Source organism: Rathayibacter sp. AY1F6, assembly GCF_002932035.1.
Taxonomy (GTDB): Bacteria; Actinomycetota; Actinomycetes; order Actinomycetales; family Microbacteriaceae; genus Rathayibacter.
Window position 1 is genome coordinate 85758 of sequence record NZ_PSVD01000006.1, and the last position, 21861, is coordinate 107618.

Here is a 21861-nt window from a genome sequence, read left to right on the forward strand (position 1 = left end):
GACCCGCGGGGGTGCTACGGGTGGACGACGACGCCCTTGCCGACGACGGTGATGCCCGACTCGGTGACGGTGAACCCGCGCTCGCGATCGCGGTCGTGGTCCACGCCGACTCGAGCACCGGGCTCGACGACGACGTCCTTGTCGAGGATAGCGCGGACGACCAGCGCGTCAGGGCCGATGCGGACCTTGTCGAAGACCACCGAGTCGGTGACCGTCGCGTTCGACTCGATGACCGTCCAGGGCCCGACGACGCTGCGCTCGATGTGCGCGCCCGAGATCACGGTGCCGAGCGAGACGACCGAGTCGACCGTCGATCCCATGTTGCCCTTGCCGTCGCGGACGATCTTGGCCGGAGGGGAGTTCAGCTGCGACGAGAAGATCGGCCACTGCTGGTTGTAGAGGTTGAAGACCGGCAGCGCCGAGATGAGGTCCTGGTGGGCCTCGAAGAAGGAGTCGATGGTGCCGACGTCCCGCCAGTAGTAGCGGTCGCGGTCGGTCGAGCCGGGGACGTCGTTGAGCTTGAGGTCGTAGACGCCGGCCTCGCCGCGCGCGACGAAGTCGGGGATGATGTCGCCGCCCATGTCGTGGTCCGACGTGGAGGACTCGCCGTCGCGGATGACCGCGTCGATCAGGGCGTCCGCGTCGAAGACGTAGTTGCCCATGGAGGCGAGGACCTCGTGCGGGGAGTCGGCCAGGCCGACGGCGTCCTTGGGCTTCTCGAGGAACTCGGAGATCATCGTCGGGACGATGCCGTCGCCCGCCTCGTCACCGGCGAGCTGGATGACGCCGAACTGGTCCGCGAGCTCGATCGGCTGGCGGATGGCCGCGACGGTCGCCTTCGCACCGGACGTGATGTGCGCGTCGATCATCTGCGAGAAGTCCATGCGGTAGACGTGGTCGGCGCCGACCACGACGACGATGTCGGGCTTCTCGTCGCGGATCAGGTTGAGGCTCTGCAGGATCGCGTCGGCCGAGCCGCTGAACCAGCGCTTGCCCAGGCGCTGCTGCGCGGGGACCGAGGCGACGTAGGAGTTCAGGAGCCCGGAGAGGCGCCAGGTCTGCGAGACGTGGCGGTCGAGCGAGTGCGACTTGTACTGCGTCAGCACGACGATCTGAGTGAGACCGGAGTTGATCAGGTTGGACAGCGCGAAGTCGATCAGCCGGTACTGCCCGCCGAACGGCACCGCGGGCTTGGCCCGGTCCGCCGTGAGGGGCATGAGGCGCTTTCCCTCGCCGCCGGCGAGGACGATGCCGAAGATCTTCTTTGACTGCATGGCACCACAGTAGGGGCTCGGGCCTCCCCGTGGACCCCGGCTGTCGCCGGGGGAGTGCCCTGTACTACGGTTCGGGGGTGCGAGTCGATCTGCTGACCAAGGAATACCCGCCCGAGGTGTACGGGGGAGCCGGTGTCCACGTGGCCGAGCTCACCAAGGCGCTGCGCAGCGACCTGGAGGTCGTGGTGCGCTGCTTCGGCGCGCCGCGCGAGGAGGAGGGCACGTTCGCGTACTCCGTCCCCGCGGAGCTCGCCGAGGCGAACGGCGCGCTGCAGACCCTCGGGGTCGACCTGCAGATCGCGCAGGACGCGGCGGGGGCCGACCTGGTCCACTCCCACACCTGGTACGCCAACGCCGCGGGGCGTCTCGCCCAGCTCCTGCACGGCATCCCGCACGTGGTCTCGGCGCACAGCCTCGAGCCGCTGCGTCCGTGGAAGGCCGAGCAGCTCGGCGGCGGCTACCGCGTCTCGAGCTGGATCGAGCGGGAGGCGTACGAGAACGCCGACGCCGTGATCGCGGTGTCCGGCGGCATGCGCGAGGACATCCTCCGCTCCTACCCGGCCCTGGACCCGGCGAAGGTCCACGTGGTCTACAACGGCATCGACCTCGACGCCTGGCACCCGGTCGAGGACGAGGCCGTCCTCGCCGAGCTGGGCATCGACCCCTCGCGCCCCTCCGTGGTCTTCGTCGGCCGCATCACCCGGCAGAAGGGCCTGCCCTACCTGCTCCGCGCCGCGGCGACCCTGCCTCCCGAGGTGCAGCTCGTGCTCTGCGCGGGCGCCCCCGACACCCCCGAGATCATGGCCGAGGTCACCTCCCTCGTCCGCAGCCTCCAGGAGGAGCGCACCGGCGTCGTCTGGATCGACCGGCACCTGCCGCGCCACCAGCTCTCCGCGGTCCTGACGAACGCGACCACGTTCGTCTGCCCCTCGATCTACGAGCCCCTCGGCATCGTCAACCTCGAGGCGATGGCCTGCGGTGCGGCGGTCGTCGGGACGGCGACCGGCGGCATCCCGGAGGTCGTCGACGACGGCGTGACCGGCCGTCTCGTCCCGATCGAGCAGGTCACCGACGGCACCGGTACCCCCGTGGACCCGGAGCGCTACGTCGCCGACCTGGCCGCCGTCCTCGCCGAGGTCGTCGCCGACCCGGAGACGGCGAAGCGGATGGGCGCCGCGGGCCGCGAGCGCGCGCAGAGCCACTTCAGCTGGACGCAGATCGCGCGGGACACCCGGGCGATCTACGACTCGCTCGTCTGAGCCTCCCGGCCGCCTCCTTTAGAATGGCTCCCATGCCCAGCGTTGTCTCGTTCGTCGATGTGTCCTTCGTCCGGAACGGCAAGCGGATCCTCGACCACGTGTCGTGGGACGTGGCCGAGGACGAGCGCTGGGTGATCCTCGGCCCCAACGGGGCGGGCAAGACCTCGATCCTGCAGATCGCCGCCGCGCAGAACTACCCCTCGACCGGTGCCGCGCACCTGCTCGAGGAGACCCTCGGCCGGGTCGACGTGTTCGAGCTGCGCCCGCGCATCGGCTACGCCTCGACCGCGATGGCGCGCCGCCTCCCGGCGGGTGAGAGCGTGCTCGACGTCGTGATGACCGCCGCCTACGCCGTCACCGGCCGCTGGAACGAGGGCTACGACGCGATCGACGAGCGCCGCGCCCGCCGCGTGCTGTCCGAGTGGAAGCTCGAGCACCTCGCCGAGCGCACCTTCGGGACGCTCTCGGACGGCGAGCAGAAGCGCGTCCAGATCGCCCGCGCGATCATGACCGACCCCGAGCTGCTCCTGCTCGACGAGCCGGCCGCGAGCCTCGACCTCGGCGCCCGCGAGGAGCTCGTCCAGCTGCTGGGCGGCTTCGCTAAGGACCCGGCGTCGCCCGCGATCGTGATGGTGACCCACCACGTCGAGGAGATCCCCGACGGCTTCACCCACGCCCTGCTCCTCCGCGACGGAGCGGTGGTGGCGGCGGGCCCGCTGGCCGAGTCCCTGACCGAGGCGACGCTCGCCGAGACCTTCGGGCTCGACATCGCTCTCACCCGCGAGAACGGGCGCTTCTCGGCCCGCGCCCGCGGCTGACCCCGGCTCCGGGGTCCGGGCGCGGCGCGACTTCTGCGCGCGCTGCCGGTCTGGTATTCTCGGTAGCTGGTTCGGGCCCGTTCGCGGTGCGCCCGCCCTCATCCACCCGTTCCCGTCGACGACAGGTGCGGTTCAGGACCATCGACGACAGGACACGACCATGAAGACCGACATCCACCCCGAGTACTCCGCGATCGTCTTCCGCGACCTCGCGTCCGGTGAGACCTTCCTCACCCGCTCGACCGCGAAGAGCAGCAAGACGATCGAGCTCGACGGCGTGACCTACCCCGTCATCGACGTCGAGATCTCCTCCGCCTCGCACCCGTTCTACACGGGCAAGCAGCGCATCATGGACTCGGCCGGCCGCGTCGAGAAGTTCAACAGCCGCTACAAGAACTTCGGCAAGTAGCACTCCTCGAAGGGCCCTCGACCTCACGGTCGGGGGCCCTTCGTCGTTCCCGCGGGGCGGTCCTCAGTAGCGGTAGAAGCCCTCTCCGGTGGCCGTTCCGAGGCGGCCGCGATCGACGTACTCCGTCTTCAGGTGGGCGGCGAACGCCTGGGAGGCCTCGTCCGGGGCCGCGGCGGCGATGTTGTAGGCGGTCCGCAGACCGACGACGTCGAAGATCTGGAAGGGTCCGAGAGGGGCGCCGGTGCCGATCCTCCAGGTCTTGTCGATGGTCTCGTGGTCAGCGTAGCCGCCCATGAGCAGACCCGACGCGGCGTTGAGGAGCGGCACCAGCAGCGAGTTCAGGACGTAGCCGGCCTTCTCCTTCTGCAGCCTGATGGGCTCGAGGCCGCTGGAGACGACGAACTCCACGACGGCGTCGACCACGGCGGGGTCCGTGTCCGCCGTTCCCATGATCTCGGCCGTGTTCTGCGCCCAGACGTGGTTGGCGTAGTGCAGCGCGAGGAACCGGTCGGGTCGGCCGGTCGAGGCCTTCAGGTCGCTGGGGAGCAGCGTGGACGAGTTGGTCGCGAAGACCGTGCGCTCGGGAGCGAGCGCACCCAGGCGGCCGTACAGCTCCTGCTTCAGGCCCAGGTCCTCGGGGGCGGCCTCGATCACGAGGTCGGCGTCGGCGACAGCCTCCGCGAGGTCGGAGGTGAGGCGGAGGGAGTCGAGCGCCTCCTGCGGTCCGCCGGCGACGCCGCCGGGCACCGACTCGTAGACGCCCGCAAGACCGCGGAGCCGCTCGCGCGCCGACTCGAGGACGTCGTCGGAGAGGTCGTAGACGGTGACGGCGAAGCCGTGGAAGGACGACTGGAAGGCGATCTGGGAGCCGAGCACTCCGCTGCCGAGGACGGTGACCGTGCAGATGGTGGGCATGACTTCTCCTTGCGAGAGGGGGGGGAGGGGGAACACGTGCTCACCCGATCCCACAGCGCCGCGGTCCGCGGAGCGAGGGCTTGCGCCGACGGGCGGGCCGTGGCCGTCGGGGAGCCGGCGCGGTAGCGTCCCGGCATGGTGTCCTTCGCCGACAAGCCGATCCTGCCGTTCACGACTCCTGAAGAGTGGGACGCCTACCTCCGCGGCGAGCCCGACCCGGACGGAGTCCGGCTGAAGCTGCGGAAGAAGGCCGCCGTCGATCCGGGGATCACCTACGCCGAGGCGCTCGACATCGCGCTCTGCCACGGCTGGATCGACGGTCAGGCGGGAGCCTTCGACGAGCAGTTCAAGCTCCAGGCCTTCACCCCGCGGCGTCGCGCGAGCCCGTGGTCCAAGGTCAACCGCGATCATGTCGCACGGCTGCTGGCGGAGGGTCGGATGCTGCCGGGCGGGCTGGCCGAGGTCGAGCGGGCACGTGCCGACGGGCGCTGGGACGCGGCCTACCGGCAGCGCGATGCGGAGGTGCCGGACGACTTCCAGCGGGCGCTCGACGCGGATCCGCAGGCGCTGGCCTTCTTCGCGACCGTCGGCGGGCAGAGGCGCTTCGCGTTCCTCTTCCGCCTCTCGCAGCTGAAGCGGGCGGCGACGCGGGAGCGGCGGATCGCGGAGTACGTGGCGCTCCTGCGCGAGGGGCGCACGCTGACCTGAGGGGTCAGTGGCGGACCGGCCAGCCCCCGTCGGCGACGAAGGACTCGTCGCGGACGCGGCGCATGTACTCCTGGAAGGACTCGGCCTGGGTGCGGCACCAGTCGACCTGGAGCGCGTGCAGGGCCTCCGCGCCGACTCCGAGCTCGTCGGCGAAGGCGCGGCCCAGCGCCTGGGCGACCCGACCCGCCGCGATCGCGTCCGCGCCCGCGTCGTGCGCCTCGGTGAGGGCGACGCCGTAGTGCTCGGCGGCGAGGGTCAGGGTGCGCTTGCCCTTGCGGTAGCGGTCCACCGCCTTGTCGATCACGAGCGGATCGACGACGGGGCTCGGGTCGAGCAGCACGGGCACGCCCCAGCGGCGCGCCTCGTGGGCGAGAAGTGAGAGGTCGTAGGGGGCGTTGTAGACGACGACCGGGATGCCGCGGGCGAGGAGCGAGCGCAGCGCCTCGGAGATCTCGGCCACGACCTCGCCGGCGGGGCGGCCGTGCGCGCGGGCGTGTTCGGTGCTGATCCCGTGGACGGCGGAGGCGCCGGCCGGGATCTCGACCCCGGGATCGGCGAGCCAGGTCGTGCCCTCGATCGGCTCGCCCGCCGCGTCGATCACGCCGACGTGCGCGGTGACGATGCGGCTCGTGCGGACGTCGATGCCGGTGGTCTCGAGGTCGAACACGGCCAGCAGGTCGAACCACCGCGCCCCTTCGGAGGGGACGAGCTCCTGCTCGGCGTCGTCGAACAGCATCGGCTCGGTCTGCGTCTCGGTCGTTCCGGTGGTGCTCACGCCGACAGCCTAAAGGGGGCCTCCGACATCGGCCGGAGGCCCCTCGGCGTGCTGCCGGGTCAGCGGGCCTCGTGCGCCTTGGCGACGTGGAGCCAGAAGAAGCCCTGCGTGCCGAGTGTCATCGTCAGCGTGCCGTCGTCCGAGAATCCGGGGAAGCGGCCGCCGCCGAACAGGTCGCTGAGCGTCGATCCGGGGTTCTCCGGGTCCGTGATCGTGACCGAGACCGGGTTGTGGTTGAAGCTGAAGACGCAGAGCACCTCCTCGGGCTGGTCGCCCATCTCGGAGCCCGAGCCGGCGTAGTCCCGCACGAAGGCGAGCACCGACTCGTGGTCCGTCTCGAGGACGCGCATCGACCCCAGGCCGAACGCCGGGTGGCCGCGGCGCACGTGCAGGACGTTCCGCATCCAGTGCAGCAGGGAGCGGGACTGCGCCAGCTGCGCCTCCACGTTGGCCTGGTTGTAGTGGTAGACGAGCGACTGGACGATCGGCTGCACGAGCTTGCCGGGGTCGGCGGCCGAGAAGCCGGCGTTGCGGTCGGGCGTCCACTGCATCGGCGTGCGCGACGCGTCGCGGTCGTTGAGCCAGATGTTGTCGCCCATGCCGATCTCGTCGCCGTAGTACAGGAACGGGCTGCCGGCGAGGGAGAAGAGCAGGGCGTTGATCAGCTCGAGCTCGGCACGCGAGTTGTCCAGCAGCGGCGCGAGCCTGCGGCGGATGCCGATGTTCGAGCGCATCCGCGGGTCGTAGGCGTACCAGCCGTACATGGCCTGGCGGTACTCCTCGGACACCATCTCGAGCGTGAGCTCGTCGTGGTTGCGGAGGAACACGCCCCAGGCGGCGCCGCTGGGGATGTCGAACGTCTCGGAGAGCACCTTCTTCAGCTCGTTCGCCGTCTGCGCGCGGAGGGAGTAGAAGATGCGCGGCATGACCGGGAAGTCGAACGCCATGTGGCACTCGGGCTCCTCCTCCGTGCCGAAGAACGCGGCGACCTCCCGCGGCCACTGGTTCGCCTCGGCGATCAGGATGCGGCCGGGGTAGTCGCGGTCGACCATGGTGCGGAGGTTCTTGATGAACTCGTGGGTGGGCGGCTCGCCCTCTCCGTTGCCCTCGTCGGACTCGTAGAGGTAGGGGATCGCGTCGAGCCGGATGCCGTCGACGCCGAGGTCGAGCCAGAACTTGACCACGTCGTGGATCGCCTCGTGCACGGCGGGGTTCTCGAAGTTGAGGTCCGGCTGATGCGAGAAGAAGCGGTGGAAGTAGAACTGGCGGCGCTCGGCGTCGAAGGCCCAGTTCGAGTCCTCCGTGTCGACGAAGATGATGCGGATGTCCGGCCACTTGTCGTCGGTGTCGTTCCAGACGTAGAAGTCGCCGTAGGGGCCCTCGGGGTCGGACCGGGACTGCTGGAACCACTCGTGCTGGTCGCTGGTGTGGTTGAGCGGGAAGTCCATCACGATGCGCATGTTGCGCTCGTGGGCCTTCCGCACGAGGTCGCGGAAGTCCTCCATCGTGCCGAACTCGGGGAGGATCGCCTTGAAGTCGGAGACGTCGTAGCCGCCGTCGCGCAGAGGCGACATGTAGAACGGCGGGAGCCAGAGGGCGTCGATGCCGAGCCACTGCAGGTAGTCGAGCTTGGAGGCGAGCCCGTTGATGTCGCCGGCGCCGTCGCCGTTGGAGTCGTAGTACGACCGGATCATCACCTCGTAGAACACCGCCCGGCGGTACCACTGGGGGTCGAGGGCGAGTCCGGGGAGTTGGATCGGCGACGTGAAGCTCACGGTGCTCCTTCTGCTGCTGCCTGAGCGGATGACCGTCTCGCGAGACGGGTGGGCGGTGCGCCGTGTTGCGAGCGCGTGATCATGCTCCCGGCTCGGATCGAGGCCACGCAAGGCGTTGCGGCCAGATCTTCGACGGGCTTTCCCTACGATAAGGAACGCGATGACCACTCCCTCCCCCTACGCCTCCGATCTCGGCCGTGTCCCCGTCCGCGAGGCCGCGATGGACGTCGCCGGATCCCGCACCGCCTACTGGACCTACGGCGCTCCGGACGCCTCGAGCGTCCTCGTGCTGGTGCACGGGTTCCGCGGCGAGCACCACGGCCTCGAGCCCGTCGTCGCCCGTCTGCTCGCCGGGGGAGCGGACGTGCGGGTCGTCGCTCCCGACCTGCCCGGCTTCGGCGCCTCGACCCCCATGACGCGCCTGCCGCACGACGTGGACGGCTACGCCTCCTGGCTCGGCTCCTTCCTCGACGCGCTGGGGCTCCGCGGAGAGGCGGCCGTCCTCGGCCACTCCTTCGGCTCGATCGTCGCGGCCGCGGCCGTCGCGGACGGGCTGCCCGCTCCGCTCCTGGTGCTGGTCAACCCGATCGGCGCGCCCGCCCTGCAGGGTCCCCGCGGCGTCCTGACCAGGCTCGCCGTCCTCTACTACCGGCTCGGCGCGCTCCTGCCGGGGCCCCTCGGACGCCGCCTGCTCAGCGACCCGTTGATCGTGCGGGTGATGAGCCTGGCGATGGTGAAGACGAAGGAGCCGGCGCTGCGACGCTTCGTGCACGACCAGCACGACCGCTACTTCAGCGCCTTCGCCTCCCGCGACACGGTCCTCGAGGCGTTCCGCGCCTCCGTCTCGCACGACGTCGGCGAGTACGCCTCCCGGATCGGCGTGCCGACCCAGCTGATCGCCGCGGCGCAGGACGACATCACTCCGCTCCCGGCGCAGTACCGCCTGCTCGAGAGGCTGCCGCACGCCCGCCTGCACGTCATCGACGGAGTCGGCCACCTGATCCACTACGAGACGCCGGACGAGGCCGCCGCCGTGCTGCGGACGGCCCTCGAGGAGGGGATCGACCGATGAGGATCGTCGTCGACTGCCGGTACACCCGGCTCGAGCGGCACGACGGGATCAGCCGCTACACCGCGGAGCTCGTCCGCGAGCTCGCGAAGCTGCACGACGTGACCATGCTGATCAGCGACCGCCGCCAGCTCGCGATGCTCCCGTCGCTCCCGTGGGAGCGCGTGACCGGGCCGACCAGCCCGTTCGAGCCGTTCGTCGCGCTGCTGGTGAACCGGCTGCGGCCCGACGTGGTCTTCTCGCCGATGCAGACCATGGGCTCGCTCGGCCGCCGCTACCGGCTCGTCCTGACCGTGCACGACCTCATCTACTACCGCCACCGCACTCCGCCGCGCGACTTGGCCGCTCCCGTGCGCGCGCTCTGGCGGCTCTACCACCTCGCCTGGTGGCCGCAGCGGAGGCTCCTCCAGCGCGCCGACGCGGTCGTCACCGTTTCGGAGACGACCCGCGACCTGATCCGCTCCCACCGCCTCACCACCCGGCCGGTGGTCGTCGTCCCGAACGCGGCGACCGAGCCCGACGAGGCGAGCGCCGCTCTGGCGGGATCGCTGCCCGACCGGTCGGCCGCGCGCTCGCTCGTCTACATGGGCTCGTTCATGCCCTACAAGAACGTCGAGACGCTCGCGCGCGCGATGCGGCTGCTGCCCGACTACGAGCTGCACCTGATGAGTCGGGCGACCGACGAGACCGTCGAGACGCTCCGGGCCCTGGCGCCGACCGCGAAGCTGGTGTTCCACCAGGGGGCGCCGGACGCGGAGTACCGTGCGGTGCTCGCGCGGGCGACCGCTCTCGTGACGGCGAGCAGGGACGAGGGCTTCGGGATCCCGCTGGTCGAGGCGATGGCGCTCGGGACGCCGGTCGTGGTGAGCGACATCCCGATCTTCCGCGAGATCGCCCAGGACGCCGCCGTGTACGTCGACCCGTCGAGCGCGAAGGGCATCGCGGACGGCGTGCGGTCGCTCGAGGACGGCGCCGTGTGGCGGACGCACTCGGCCCGGGCGAGGGAGCGGGCCGCGGCCTTCTCCTGGCGCGACTCCGCCCGGGTGCTCTTCGGGCTCCTGCAGGACCTCGGCCGGCGCTGACGCGGTCCGGCGATCGGACCGCCTCCGGGAGGCGGGCCGTCAGGCTCCCGGGGCCGGGCTGAGCACGTCGTCGAGGTCGACGTCCGCCACGACCACGTCGCCGGAGTCGTCGACGCCGACGATGCGCAGTGCCCCGTCGACGATCGCGAAGTCGTGCCGGGAGCCGTTGCCGACCGAGACGCCGTGCACGGGGAGGTCCTCGCTGCTGAGCGCGCGGATCAGGCTGCCGATGACCGCACCGTGCGTGGCGACGACGACGGACGCGTCAGGGAAGCGCTCGGCCACCTCGAGCAGCGCGGCGGTCGCCCGCTCGACGACTTCGGCGCGGGTCTCGCAGCCGGGGATCGGCGCGCGCTCGATGCCTCCGGGGAAGCGCTCGGCGAGCTCGGGACCGGTCATCCCCTCCGCCTCGCCGTAGGCGCGCTCGGCCAGGCCCGGCACCGCCAGCGGCTCGTCGAGTCCGAGACCGCGCGCGATGATCGCTCCGGTGTCGAAGGCGCGCTGCAGCGGACTGGCGACCACCGCGTCGAAGCGCCGGTCGGCGAGCAGCCGCGCCGCCGCCCGCGCCTGGGCGCGCCCGGTCGCGTTGAGCGGGATGTCGCTCCTGCCCTGGATGCGCCGGGTGGCGTTCCAGTCGGTCTGGCCGTGGCGGACGAGGGTGAGCTGGGTCACAGGGGCCTCTCGGGAGGTCGGGTGCGGAGCGGGCGGGAGCTCAGAGGGCGGCGGTGCGGCGCGCGGGCAGGCGCTCGGCGAGCTCGCGGAGCACCTCGCTGGTGCCTCCGTCGATCTTGATGCTTGCCCGCGAGTCGCCCTTGGTGGTGCCGCGGTTGACGATCACGATCGGCATCCGGGCGCGTCGGGCGATCTCGAGGAAGCGGATGCCGGAGTTGACCACGAGCGACGAGCCGGCGACGAGCAGGGCGTCGGCGCCCGCGACGATGGCGCGCGCCTCCTCGAACCGCTCGGTCGGGATGAACTCGCCGAAGAAGACGATGTCCGGCTTCAGGATCCCGCCGCAGACCGTGCACTCGGGGACGGTCATCGCCGAGACGTCGTGGACCTCGGCGTCGCCGTCGGGGTTGAGGGAGGAGACGTCGGGGTCGTCGAGCCAGGGGTTGAGCGCCTCGATCCGCTCGGCCACCGCGTCGCGGGCGAAGTACTGGCCGCAGGTCATGCAGCGCACACGGTCCGCCGAGCCGTGCAGATCCACCACGCGGCGCGAACCGGCTCGGACGTGCAGGCCGTCGACGTTCTGCGTGACGACGCCCGTGAGCAGGCCGCGCTCCTCGAGCCGGGCCAGGGCCCGGTGGCCGTCGTTGGGGCGCGTGCTGGTGAAGCGGCGCCAGCCGAGCTGGCTGCCGGCCCAGTACCGGCGGCGGTAGTCGGGATCGGCGACGAACTGGGAGTAGGTCATCGGGCTGCGCACCGGTGCCCCGGCTCCGCGGTAGTCGGGGATGCCCGAGTCGGTGCTCATGCCCGCGCCGGTGACGGCGGCGATGCGGCGCCCGCTGAGGAGTTCGACGGCCTGCTCGACCGCGAGCGCCTCGGGGCCCTCGGCGACCGGTGTCGGACTCGACTCCATCCGCGCCTCCTTCGAGGGCCGTTCGAGCGGCCCCTGGACGAGTTTAGTCCGCGCCGTGCCCTAGATTGCCGGGATGCCGATCGTGCACATCACCGACCTCGACCACCCGCTCCTCGCCGACTACCACCGCCTCACCGACGTGGCGCTGCGGCGGGTGCTGGAGCCGGAGGGCGGTCTGTACATCGCCGAGTCCGCCAAGGTGATCGAGCGGGCGCTCGACGTCGGGCACCGTCCCCGCTCGGTCCTGGTGCAGGAGAAGCGGCTGCCGGACGCGGCCGGGGTGCTCGAGCGTCACCCCGAGGTGCCGGTCTTCGTGGCGCCGGATCCGCTGATCGAGGAGCTGACCGGATTCCACCTCCACCGCGGAGCGCTCGCCTCGATGCACCGTCCGCCGTTGCGGCCGATGGCCGAGCTGCTGGAGGGCGCGCGCCTCGTCGTGATCCTGGAGGACCTGGTCGACCACACGAACGTCGGCGCCGTCTTCCGCGCCGCGGCCGGCATGGGCGCGGACGCGGTCCTCGTGACGCCGCGCTGCGCGGACCCCCTGTACCGTCGCAGCGTCCGGGTGAGCATGGGCACGGTCCTGCAGGTGCCGTGGACCCGCACCCCCGAGTGGGCACCGGCTCGCCGGGCTCTGGAGGAGGCCGGGTTCTCGGTCGCCGCGCTGGCGCTCGCTCCGGACGCGGTGCCGCTCGACGAGTACGCGGCGGCTCGCCCTGAGCGCGTCGCGATCGTCCTGGGCGCCGAGGGGGACGGGCTCAGCCGCGCGGCGCTGGCCGCCTCGGACACCGTCGTCACCATCCCGATGCTGCACGGCGTCGACTCGCTCAACGTGGCCTCGGCGAGCGCCGTCGCACTGTGGGCGCTGACCCGCGGGCGCTGACCGCCCGGCTCCGGCGCTCGGCGGCCCCGCGGTGACCTGCTGCTGACGCTCCCGCCGCTGGATCGGGGTCGGTGCCGCGCGTCACCCGCCGCGTCCGACGACGGGGCGGCGTCCGGGACGGGTGAGAGGCCCGCCCGTACGATGACGGGGTGACCTCCCCGACCCGATCCGACGACGCCCTCGACCTGTTCGGGGAGCCCGCCGCGCCGGAGCCGCGACCGCGTCGACGGCGCGGGGCGGTCGTCGCCGGTCTCGTCGCTGCGACCGTGCTGGTCGGTGGAGGCGGTGCCTACGCGACCAACGCCGCGACCGCGGAGCTGCCGACGGCGAGCGCCGTCGCGGTGGACCCCGTCTCGAGCACCGTCGACGCGCCCGCTCCGGCCTGGCCGGCCTACGGCTCCGGCGCCGTGGCGGCCGTGGGCATCGACGGGACGGAGGAGGACGGGCTGCTCGCCCGCTACGGCTCCACCGGAACCGTGCCGACGGGGAGCATCGCCAAGGTCGTCACCGCTCTCGTCGTCCTCGCGGCGAAGCCGATCGCAGAGGGGACGGACGGGGAGACCATCACCTTCACGAGCGCGGACGTGCAGTACTACAACGACACCCTGGCCGAGAACGGCTCGAACGCTCCGGTCACCGCGGGTCTGCAGCTGACCGAGCGGGAGGCGCTGACCGCCATGATGCTCCCGTCCGCGAACAACTACGCGAAGTCCCTCGCGATCTGGGCGTACGGCTCGGAGGACGCCTTCCTCGCCGCGGCGCGCGGCTGGCTGGACGGGCAGGGGCTCGAGCGGACCTCCCTCGCCGACACCAGCGGGCTCTCGCCGGCGACGGTCAGCACGACGGCCGAGATGGTGCGCCTGGGCGAGCTGCTGATCGCGGACCCGGTGCTCGCTCCGATCGTCGCGATGCCGACCGCGGTCATCCCGGGGGTCGGCGAGGTCGACAACACCAACTCGCTCCTCGGCCGCTCGGGAGTGGATGGGATCAAGACGGGGACGACCGACGAGGCGGGCTCGTGCCTGCTGTTCTCGCTCGACGCGACCGTCGAGGGCCGGCCGGTCACCCTGGTCGGCGTGGTGGTGGGCGCGCGCACGCACCCGCAGCTCGCCGCGGACGTGCTGACCCTCGTCCCGACCGTCGAGGCGGGCTTCCGGACCGTCCCGCTGACCGTCGAGGGGCAGGACTACGGCACCCTCACGAGCGCCTGGGGGGAGACGGCGACGGCCGAGACCGCGGAGGCGCGGTCCGTGCTGGTGTGGGGTGCGGTCTCGACGTCGACCACGGTCGCCCTCGATCCGCTCGAGACCGTCGCCGACGGCGAGCGCGTGGGGACCGCGACCGTCGACGTCAACGGCACCCCGTACGAGCTTCCCCTCGTCGCCGACGGGTCGATCGAGGACCCGGGCTTCGCCTGGCGCCTCGGCCACCCGGCCGAGCTGTTCGGCTGAGCGCGGGGCGAGCCGCCGCCTCCCGGGAACTGATCAGTCCACGGGATCCGCGGCCCGGTCGCCGACGATCCGCACGCCGGCGGTCGCGATGTCCTCGGCGACCTCCTCCGGCGTCGCGTTGCCCGGCACGACCGAGCCCGGCTCCGAGGCCGCGGGAGCGGTGCTCCAGCGCTCGGCGGAGGGCCGCTTGGCGGTGATGAAGTCGCCGGAGGACTGGTGGCGGACTCGGCGCAGCACCCAGGGCACGAGGTACTCCCGCGCCCACTGGATGTCCTCCGTGCGGGCGGCACGCCAGGTGCGGGCGTGCAGCGGCTCCGGGGCGAGGGGGCGCAGGTCGTTCTCGACGTTCAGCGACTCGAGGACCATGCGCGCGACCTCGTGGTGGCCGTGCGGGTTGAGGTGCAGGCGGTCCGGCGCCCACATCCGCACGTCCTGGATCTCCTGGAGGGACCACTGGTCGGCGACGATGCAGTCGTACCGCTTGGCCAGCGCCCGCAGGTTCTCGTTGTAGATCGCGACCTTCCCGCGGATCCGCCCGAACACGGGGGAGAAGCCCACGTCCACTCCGGTGAAGAGGACGACGGTCGCCCCGTCGGAGCGGAGCCGGGCGAGGCCCGACTCGAAGCGGGACGCGATGTCGTCGGGGTCGGTCCCCGGGCGGATGACGTCGTTCCCGCCCGCGGAGATGGTGATGAGGTCGGGGCGCAGCTCCAGGGCGGGCTCGACCTGCTCGTCGACGATCTGCTGCAGGAGGCGGCCGCGGACCGCCAGGTTGGCGTAGGCGAAGTCCTCGTTCTGGCTGCCCAGGACCTCCGCCACGCGGTCCGCCCAGCCGCGGTGCCCGCCGGGGCTGCCGGGCTCGGGATCGCCGATCCCCTCGGTGAAGGAGTCGCCCAGGGCGACGTAGCGGGACCACGGATGACGCTGCTCGACCATCCCTCCATCATGCTCCGCACCCGGCCGCCGGTGGCACGGCGCGACACGCCGTGCGCCTCCCGGCGGGCCGCGGAGACCGAGCCGCTGTCGGAGGCGTCGGCTAGATTCGGTCCACGTGAACAGTCCCTCGAGCTTCGGTCATCAGGTCGGCACCTCCGCCGCTGAGCACCTGTCCCCGTCGTTCCCGGGCAGGGCGCCGTGGGGTACCGCGAACAAGCTCCGCGCCTGGCAGGCGGAGGCGCTCGAGGCCTACTTCCAGCACGAGCCGCGCGACTTCCTGGCCGCCGCGACCCCGGGCGCGGGCAAGACCACCTTCGCGCTGCGTCTGGCCGCCGAGCTGCTGCACAACCGCACGGTCGACCGGATCACCGTGGTCGCACCGACGGAGCACCTCAAGCGCCAGTGGGCCGAGGCCGCGCACCGCGTCGGCATCCGGCTGGACCCGACCTTCACCAACCGCATGGGCCGCCACGCCCGCCACTACCACGGCGTCGCCGTCACCTACGCGCAGGTCGCCGTCCGCGCCGAGCTCCACCGCGAGCTCACCCTGTCCGGACGCACCCTCGTCATCCTCGACGAGGTGCACCACGCCGGCGACGCCCTCAGCTGGGGCGACGCGGTGCGCGAGGCCTTCGAGCCCGCGGTCCGCCGGCTCTCGCTGACCGGGACGCCGTTCCGCTCGGACACGGCGGCGATCCCGTTCGTCAGCTACCTGCCGGACGAGGAGGGCATCCGCACCTCGCTCACCGACTACGCCTACGGCTACGGCCGCGCGCTCGCGGACGGCGTCGTCCGGCCGGTGCTGTTCATGGTCTACGCCGGGCAGATGCGCTGGAAGTCGAAGGCCGGCGACGAGATGGAGGCGCGGCTCGGCGAGGGCAACACCAAGGACATCACCTCGCAGGCCTGGCGGACCGCGCTGGACCCGAAGGGCGACTGGATCCCCTCGGTCCTCCGCGCCGCCAACACCCGCCTCACCGAGGTGCGGCGCGCCGTGCCCGACGCCGGCGGCCTGGTCATCGCGACCGACCACTACACCGCGCGCGCCTACGCCGCCATGCTCCGCGAGATCAGCGGCGAGACCGTCACCGTCGTGCTCTCCGACGAGAAGGAGGCGAGCGACCGGATCGAGGAGTTCGCGAAGGACACCGGTCGCTGGATGGTCGCGGTCCGCATGGTCTCCGAGGGCGTCGACGTGCCGAGGCTCGCCGTCGGCGTGTACGCGACATCGGCGTCGACTCCTCTGTTCTTCGCCCAGGCGATCGGCCGCTTCGTGCGCGCGCGGCGCCGCGGCGAGACCGCCTCGGTGTTCCTCCCGAACGTGCCCGGCCTGCTCGCGCTGGCGGGCTCGATGGAGCTGCAGCGCGATCACGCCCTCGACCGCAGGACCTCCGACGACGAGGAGTACCCCGAAGCCGACCTGATGGCCGACGCCGAGCGCAGCGACAAGGCGTCCTCCGATCTCCTGGAGGAGGGCCGCTTCGAGTCGATCGGCTCGGCCGCCACCTTCGACCGCGTCGTCTACGAGGGCGCCGAGTTCGGGATGGAGGTCGAGGTCGAGAGCGAGGAGGAGCTCGACTTCATCGGCCTGCCGGGGCTCCTCGAGCCCGACCAGGTGCGGGAGCTGCTCCAGCACCGGCAGCAGCGGCAGGCCAAGCGCGCCGGCAGCCGCGCGGGGGCGGCGGCCCCGGCCGAGCCGGCGAGCGAGATCCCGGCGCCGCTCTACCGCACGCTCAAGGAGCAGCGCAGTCTGCTCAACTCCCTGGTCGGCCTGTGGGCACGGGGGACGGGCGAGTCGCACGGCCAGGTGCACACCGAGCTGCGCCGGCTCTGCGGCGGACCCGCGGTGGCGCAGGCGAGCGTGACCCAGCTGCAGGCGCGGATCGACCTCCTGCGGCGCAGGCTCGGCTCGCACTGATCGCGGTGCGGCGCCCCGGTACGTGGCGCCGCATTCTCGACGACGGAGCCGATCGCTGCTCCTGCCCAGCGGGCCGGCCCCTCTTCGTGCGCCGGACAGTCCCTCCGGCGCGTTCTAGCCGATGCACCCGGCGCGGCGCCAGCCCTCCCCGGCGGACCGGGCGCGACCGTACTGTTCGAGCGTGACCCACCGGAACGACCTGCCCGCTCACGCGCCCGCAGGACGAACCGGACGGCGGTTCCGGCCGCCGGTCGTGACCACCGGAGGAGGACCGCGCGATGAGCGCTGACCGTCAGGGGAATGCTCGAGACACGCTCGCTAAGCTGAGCAGTCGGTCCGTCGCGGAAGTGACGGACCATCACCCCCGACGTCGGGCATCCGCAGACCGCACATCGGCGTCTCCCGGACTGCCCGAGAACAATCCCCTGAGGAGTCTCGTGGAGACCTGGCCCGGAACCGCCTACCCGTTGGGCGCGACGTTCGACGGAAGCGGCACGAACTTCGCCCTGTTCAGCGAGATCGCCGAGCGCGTCGAGCTGTGCCTCTTCGAGGAGGACGGCACCGAGACGCGTGTCGAGATCCAGGAGTCGGACGCTTACGTCTGGCACTGCTACCTCCCGCAGGTCCAGCCGGGCCAGCGCTACGGCTTCCGCATCCACGGACCGTACGACCCCGATGCCGGCCACCGCTGCAACCCGAACAAGCTGCTGCTGGACCCCTACGCGAAGGCGATCTCGGGGGAGATCGACTGGGACCAGTCCCTCTTCTCGTACACCTTCGGCGACCCGGGCTCGACGAACGACGAGGACTCGGCGCCGCACATGATGATGGGCGTCGTCATCAACCCCTTCTTCGACTGGGCCGGTGACCGCCGCCCGCGCACCTCCTACGACAGCACCGTGATCTACGAGGCGCACGTGAAGGGGCTCACCAAGACGCACCCCGACGTGCCGGAGGAGCTCCGCGGCACCTACGCCGGAGTCGCCCACCCCGCGGTGATCGACCACCTCAAGCACCTGGGCGTCTCGGCGATCGAGCTCATGCCCGTGCACCAGTTCGTGAACGACTCGACGCTGATGGACAAGGGCCTCTCGAACTACTGGGGCTACAACACGATCGGCTTCTTCGCTCCGCAGAACACCTACTCCTCCACGGGCGACCAGGGCCAGCAGGTCCAGGAGTTCAAGAGCATGGTGAAGGCGCTCCACGCTGCCGGCATCGAGGTCATCCTCGACGTGGTCTACAACCACACGGCGGAGGGCAACCACCTCGGCCCCACCCTGTCGTTCCGCGGCATCGACAACGAGGCCTACTACCGCCTCGTCGACGACGACAAGCGCTACTACATGGACTACACCGGCACCGGGAACACCCTGAACGTGCGCCACCCGCACTCGCTCCAGCTCATCATGGACTCGCTGCGCTACTGGGTGACGGAGATGCGCGTCGACGGCTTCCGCTTCGATCTCGCCTCGGCGCTGGCACGCGAGTTCTACGACGTCGACCGGCTCTCCACCTTCTTCGAGCTCGTCCAGCAGGACCCGGTGGTCTCGCAGGTGAAGCTGATCGCCGAGCCGTGGGACGTCGGGCCCGGCGGCTACCAGGTGGGCAACTTCCCGCCCCAGTGGACCGAGTGGAACGGCAAGTACCGCGACACGGTCCGCGACTTCTGGCGCGGCGAGCCGTCGACGCTGGGGGAGTTCGCCTCGCGCCTCACCGGGTCGGCCGACCTCTACGCGCACTCGGGCCGCTACCCGGTCGCCTCGATCAACTTCGTCACGGCGCACGACGGCTTCACCCTCCGGGACCTGGTCTCGTACAACGAGAAGCACAACGACGCCAACGGCGAGGACGGCAACGACGGCGAGTCGCACAACCGCTCCTGGAACCACGGCGTGGAGGGGCCCACGGACGACCCGCGGGTGCTCGCGCTCCGGGCGCGCCAGCAGCGGAACTTCCTCGCGACGATGCTGATCTCCCAGGGCGTTCCGATGATCCTCCACGGCGACGAGCTGGGCCGGACCCAGAACGGCAACAACAACACCTACGCCCAGGACAGCGAGCTGACCTGGATCGACTGGGCGCACGCCGACCGGCCGCTGCTCGAGTTCACCGCGGCGCTCATCCGCCTGCGCGCCGAGCACCCGACCTTCCGCCGCATGCGCTTCTTCGACGGCCGCCCCGTCCTGCGCGGCGACGGCGAGCCCCTGCCCGACATCGTCTGGTTCACCGCCGCCGGCACCGAGATGTCCCCGTCCGACTGGGACTCCGGTCTCGGCCGATCGGTGGGCATCTACCTCAACGGCAACGGGATCCGCGAGCGCGACCAGCGCGGGCGCCCCGTCACCGACGACAGCTTCCTCCTGTACTTCAACGCCGACGACGTCGACGTCGAGTTCGCGATCCCGAGCGACGAGTACGCGCTCGAGTGGAGCGTCCTCGTCGACACCGCCGGCGCCGAGGCGGACTCGATCCCGCGTCCGGCGGGGGCGATGCTCACCGTCCAGGCGAAGTCGCTCGTCATCCTCCAGGAGCACAGCACCCCCGAGCCCGAGGTCGACCACTCGGTCGCCGCCTCGCTCGCGTCCCTGGCGGCCACCTCGGCCATCCCGATCGTCTCCTCGACGGGACCCACCAGCCCCCACGCCGAGTCGACCGACTCCGCGACCGCACCCTCGACAGGAGCCTGACGTGCGTCTGCCCGCCTCCACCTACCGCCTCCAGATCCGGTCGGCGTTCGACCTCGACGACGCCGCCCGCGTCGCCGACTACGTGCGCGCGCTCGGAGCGGACTGGCTGTACTTCTCGCCGCTGCTGAAGGCCGAGCCCGGCTCGGACCACGGCTACGACGTGGTGGACCACACCGAGGTCGATCCCGACCGCGGTGGCGCGGCCGGCCTGGCGACCGCCTCGGCCGCGGCGCGGGCGGAGGGCCTCGGCGTCCTCATCGACATCGTCCCCAACCACATGGGCGCGGCGACCCCGAGCGAGAACTCGTGGTGGTGGGACCTGCTGAGGAACGGGAAGTCCTCCCGCTACGCCACCGCCTTCGACATCGACTGGGAGGCGGGGGGCGGGAAGCTGCGCGTGCCGATCCTCGGCGACGGTGCGAGCGAGGGAGACAGCGACAGCGAGCTCGACGCGCTCGAGGTCGTCGGCGACGAGCTGCACTACTACGAGAACCGCCTGCCGATCGCGCCCGGCACCGCTGAGCCCGGCGACTCCGGCCGCACGGTGCACGAGCGCCAGAGCTACGAGCTCGTGAACTGGCGCCGCGCCGACGCCGAGCTGAACTACCGCCGCTTCTTCGCGGTGAACACCCTCGCCGCCATCACGGTCGAGCGGCCCGAGGTGTTCGACGCCTCGCACGCCGAGATCGTCCGCTGGTTCACCGAGGGGCTCGCTGACGGCCTGCGCGTCGACCACCCGGACGGCCTGGCCGACCCGGGCGGATACCTCGACGACCTGGCCCGCGCGATCGGCGGCGCCCCGGTCTGGGTCGAGAAGATCCTCGAGGGCGACGAGGAGCTCCCGCCGCACTGGGCGACCGTCGGCACCACGGGCTACGACGCCCTGGCCGACGTCGACCGCATCCTGGTCGACCCCGACGCCCGCCCCGTGCTGGAGGGCCTCGACGCCGAGCTCACGGGGAAGGGCGCCCCGCTGCAGTGGGCCGACCTCATCCACGACACCAAGCGCGGCATCGCCGACGGCATCCTCCGCTCCGAGGTCCTGCGGCTGGCCCGCCTGATCCCCGGCATCGAGGGAGCGGACGACGCGCTGGCGGAGCTCCTGGCGACCTACCCGGTCTACCGCAGCTACCTCCCCTACGGAGCGGAGCACCTCGAGCACGCCCGCGTCGACGCCGTGCGCCGCCGTCCCGAGATCCGCGCGACCATCGACGAGGTCGCCGCGGCGCTCGGCGAGACCGGCACGCCGGTGTCCGTGCGCTTCCAGCAGACCTCCGGCATGGTGATGGCGAAGGGCGTCGAGGACACGGCGTTCTACCGCTTCAGCCGCCTCACCTCGCTGAACGAGGTCGGAGCGGACCCGGACGAGTTCGCGATCGACCTGGTCGAGTTCCACCGCCGCCAGGCCGTGCGCCAGGCCTCGTTCCCCGCCTCGCTCACCACGCTCTCGACCCACGACACGAAGCGCGGCGAGGACACCCGTGCCCGCATCACCGCACTGGCCGAGGACCCGGAGGCGTGGGCGGCGACGCTCCGCGAGCTCCACGCCCTCGTCGGCTTCGGCGACGGCCCGATCGAGCACCTGCTCTGGGAGGCCGTCGTGGGGACCTGGCCCGCGAGCCGCGAGCGCCTGCACGCCTACGCCGAGAAGGCGTCGCGCGAGGCCGACGACTCGACGCACTGGACCGCTCCTGACGAGCAGTTCGAGAAGCGGATGCACGCGGCGATCGACGCGGCGTTCGACGAGCCCGCCGTCCGCCGGCTGGTCGAGCAGACCGTCGAGCGAGTGTCGGCCGCCGGCTGGTCGAACGGCCTCGCCGCGAAGCTCGTGCAGATCACCGCCCCGGGCATCCCGGACGTCTACCAGGGCAGCGAGCTCTGGGAGACCTCCCTCGTCGACCCGGACAACCGCCGCGAGGTCGACTTCGGGCAGCGTCGAGCGCTGCTGGAGCGGATCGACGGCGGCTGGAAGCCCGCGATCGACGCCGAGGGAGCCGCGAAGCTCCTCGTCACCTCGCGCGCCCTCCGGCTCCGCCGCGACCGCCCCGAGCTGTTCACCCGCTACGCCGCCGTCCCCGCGATCGGGCCCGCCGCCGAGCACGCGATCGCCTTCGACCGCGGCGGCGCGCTGACCGTCGCGACCCGGCTCCCCGAGGGCCTCGCCGCTTCGGGCGGGTGGAACGGCACGGTCGTGGTCCTGCCCGGGCACCCGATGGAGGACGTCCTCACCGGCCGCACCTTCGCGGGAGGAGTGACTCCGGTCGCCGAGATCCTCGCCGACTACCCCGTGGCACTGCTCGCCCCGGTCTCCTGACCG

General features: G+C 71.8%; 18 protein-coding genes. 11 read left to right on the forward strand and 7 right to left on the reverse strand.

The features are described 5' to 3' along the window. Positions 1–14: 14 nt before the first annotated feature. On the reverse strand, positions 15–1274 hold the full coding sequence (locus C5C44_RS07630) for a glucose-1-phosphate adenylyltransferase (RefSeq protein WP_104221960.1): 1260 nt from the start codon (positions 1272–1274) through the stop codon (positions 15–17). A gap of 77 nt (positions 1275–1351) precedes the next feature. Here C5C44_RS07630 and glgA point away from each other — a divergent pair, with 77 nt between their 5' ends. The 3 genes from glgA to C5C44_RS07645 all read left to right on the forward strand — a co-directional run bounded on the left by glgA (position 1352) and on the right by C5C44_RS07645 (position 3760). Next, a complete protein-coding gene (gene glgA, locus C5C44_RS07635; protein ID WP_104221962.1) occupies positions 1352–2533 on the forward strand; it encodes a glycogen synthase in 1182 nt (393 codons plus the stop codon). 32 nt (positions 2534–2565) lie between these two features. After that, positions 2566–3351, forward strand: coding sequence for an ABC transporter ATP-binding protein (locus C5C44_RS07640; RefSeq protein ID WP_104221964.1), 786 nt, complete (start codon positions 2566–2568; stop codon positions 3349–3351). Positions 3352–3511: 160 nt separating this feature from the next. Beyond that, a complete protein-coding gene (locus C5C44_RS07645) occupies positions 3512–3760 on the forward strand; it encodes a type B 50S ribosomal protein L31 (protein ID WP_068253003.1) in 249 nt (82 codons plus the stop codon). Positions 3761–3823: 63 nt separating this feature from the next. On the opposite strand, the gene C5C44_RS07650 is transcribed toward C5C44_RS07645, so the two are convergent. Continuing rightward, positions 3824–4675, reverse strand: a complete 852-nt coding sequence (locus C5C44_RS07650; RefSeq protein WP_104335627.1) for a 3-hydroxyacyl-CoA dehydrogenase — start codon at positions 4673–4675, stop codon at positions 3824–3826. A gap of 135 nt (positions 4676–4810) precedes the next feature. Here C5C44_RS07650 and C5C44_RS07655 point away from each other — a divergent pair, with 135 nt between their 5' ends. Then, positions 4811–5383 (forward strand): YdeI family protein, encoded by a 573-nt coding sequence (locus C5C44_RS07655; protein WP_104221968.1) that lies wholly within the window; start codon positions 4811–4813, stop codon positions 5381–5383. A 4-nt stretch (positions 5384–5387) separates the two neighbouring features. On the opposite strand, the gene C5C44_RS07660 is transcribed toward C5C44_RS07655, so the two are convergent. Further along, complete coding sequence (locus C5C44_RS07660) at positions 5388–6119, reverse strand: 3'-5' exonuclease (RefSeq protein ID WP_104222136.1); 732 nt, start codon at positions 6117–6119, stop codon at positions 5388–5390. Positions 6120–6217: 98 nt separating this feature from the next. Continuing rightward, complete coding sequence (gene treS / locus C5C44_RS07665; protein ID WP_104335628.1) at positions 6218–7933, reverse strand: maltose alpha-D-glucosyltransferase; 1716 nt, start codon at positions 7931–7933, stop codon at positions 6218–6220. A gap of 160 nt (positions 7934–8093) precedes the next feature. On the opposite strand from treS, the gene C5C44_RS07670 reads away from it, so the two are divergent. Then, a complete protein-coding gene (locus C5C44_RS07670; RefSeq protein ID WP_104335629.1) occupies positions 8094–9005 on the forward strand; it encodes an alpha/beta fold hydrolase in 912 nt (303 codons plus the stop codon). Beyond that, on the forward strand, positions 9002–10084 hold the full coding sequence (locus tag C5C44_RS07675) for a glycosyltransferase family 1 protein (protein ID WP_104221974.1): 1083 nt from the start codon (positions 9002–9004) through the stop codon (positions 10082–10084). The genes C5C44_RS07670 and C5C44_RS07675 overlap by 4 nt, the downstream gene beginning before the upstream one ends. Positions 10085–10123: 39 nt before the next feature. Here C5C44_RS07675 and C5C44_RS07680 read toward each other — a convergent pair whose 3' ends face one another. Next, a complete protein-coding gene (locus tag C5C44_RS07680; protein WP_104221976.1) occupies positions 10124–10756 on the reverse strand; it encodes a histidine phosphatase family protein in 633 nt (210 codons plus the stop codon). Between the two features lie 40 nt (positions 10757–10796). Beyond that, positions 10797–11666, reverse strand: a complete 870-nt coding sequence (locus C5C44_RS07685; RefSeq protein ID WP_104221978.1) for a Sir2 family NAD-dependent protein deacetylase — start codon at positions 11664–11666, stop codon at positions 10797–10799. A 73-nt stretch (positions 11667–11739) separates the two neighbouring features. Here C5C44_RS07685 and C5C44_RS07690 point away from each other — a divergent pair, with 73 nt between their 5' ends. Both C5C44_RS07690 and C5C44_RS07695 read left to right on the forward strand, forming a co-directional pair. Then, positions 11740–12549 carry an RNA methyltransferase gene (locus C5C44_RS07690; RefSeq protein ID WP_104335630.1) on the forward strand — a complete coding sequence of 270 codons (810 nt, stop codon included), beginning with the start codon at positions 11740–11742 and terminating at the stop codon, positions 12547–12549. 149 nt (positions 12550–12698) lie between these two features. After that, positions 12699–14000, forward strand: a complete 1302-nt coding sequence (locus C5C44_RS07695) for a D-alanyl-D-alanine carboxypeptidase family protein (protein WP_104221982.1) — start codon at positions 12699–12701, stop codon at positions 13998–14000. 33 nt (positions 14001–14033) lie between these two features. Here C5C44_RS07695 and C5C44_RS07700 read toward each other — a convergent pair whose 3' ends face one another. Then, positions 14034–14936 (reverse strand): SGNH/GDSL hydrolase family protein, encoded by a 903-nt coding sequence (locus tag C5C44_RS07700; protein WP_104335631.1) that lies wholly within the window; start codon positions 14934–14936, stop codon positions 14034–14036. A 115-nt stretch (positions 14937–15051) separates the two neighbouring features. On the opposite strand from C5C44_RS07700, the gene C5C44_RS07705 reads away from it, so the two are divergent. From C5C44_RS07705 to treY, 3 genes are all read left to right on the forward strand, one after another. Further along, positions 15052–16854: a DEAD/DEAH box helicase gene (locus C5C44_RS07705; protein ID WP_104221986.1), complete on the forward strand. Its 1803-nt coding sequence runs from the start codon at positions 15052–15054 to the stop codon at positions 16852–16854. A gap of 437 nt (positions 16855–17291) precedes the next feature. Further along, a complete protein-coding gene (glgX, locus tag C5C44_RS07710; RefSeq protein WP_104225274.1) occupies positions 17292–19544 on the forward strand; it encodes a glycogen debranching protein GlgX in 2253 nt (750 codons plus the stop codon). Position 19545: 1 nt separating this feature from the next. Continuing rightward, positions 19546–21858, forward strand: coding sequence for a malto-oligosyltrehalose synthase (gene treY / locus C5C44_RS07715; protein WP_104335632.1), 2313 nt, complete (start codon positions 19546–19548; stop codon positions 21856–21858). Positions 21859–21861 lie beyond the last annotated feature (3 nt).

Excerpts from the sequence above, each read along its gene's own strand:
- C5C44_RS07630 (WP_104221960.1), bottom strand. The coding sequence starts at position 1,274 with ATGCAGTCAAAGAAGATCTTCGGCATCGTCCTCGCCGGCGGCGAGGGA.
- C5C44_RS07640 (WP_104221964.1), top strand. The coding sequence starts at position 2,566 with ATGCCCAGCGTTGTCTCGTTCGTCGATGTGTCCTTCGTCCGGAACGGC.
- C5C44_RS07645 (WP_068253003.1), top strand. The coding sequence starts at position 3,512 with ATGAAGACCGACATCCACCCCGAGTACTCCGCGATCGTCTTCCGCGAC.
- C5C44_RS07650 (WP_104335627.1), bottom strand. The coding sequence starts at position 4,675 with ATGCCCACCATCTGCACGGTCACCGTCCTCGGCAGCGGAGTGCTCGGC.
- C5C44_RS07655 (WP_104221968.1), top strand. The coding sequence starts at position 4,811 with ATGGTGTCCTTCGCCGACAAGCCGATCCTGCCGTTCACGACTCCTGAA.
- C5C44_RS07660 (WP_104222136.1), bottom strand. The coding sequence starts at position 6,119 with ATGCTGTTCGACGACGCCGAGCAGGAGCTCGTCCCCTCCGAAGGGGCG.
- C5C44_RS07670 (WP_104335629.1), top strand. The coding sequence starts at position 8,094 with ATGACCACTCCCTCCCCCTACGCCTCCGATCTCGGCCGTGTCCCCGTC.
- C5C44_RS07675 (WP_104221974.1), top strand. The coding sequence starts at position 9,002 with ATGAGGATCGTCGTCGACTGCCGGTACACCCGGCTCGAGCGGCACGAC.
- C5C44_RS07685 (WP_104221978.1), bottom strand. The coding sequence starts at position 11,666 with ATGGAGTCGAGTCCGACACCGGTCGCCGAGGGCCCCGAGGCGCTCGCG.
- C5C44_RS07690 (WP_104335630.1), top strand. The coding sequence starts at position 11,740 with ATGCCGATCGTGCACATCACCGACCTCGACCACCCGCTCCTCGCCGAC.
- C5C44_RS07700 (WP_104335631.1), bottom strand. The coding sequence starts at position 14,936 with ATGGTCGAGCAGCGTCATCCGTGGTCCCGCTACGTCGCCCTGGGCGAC.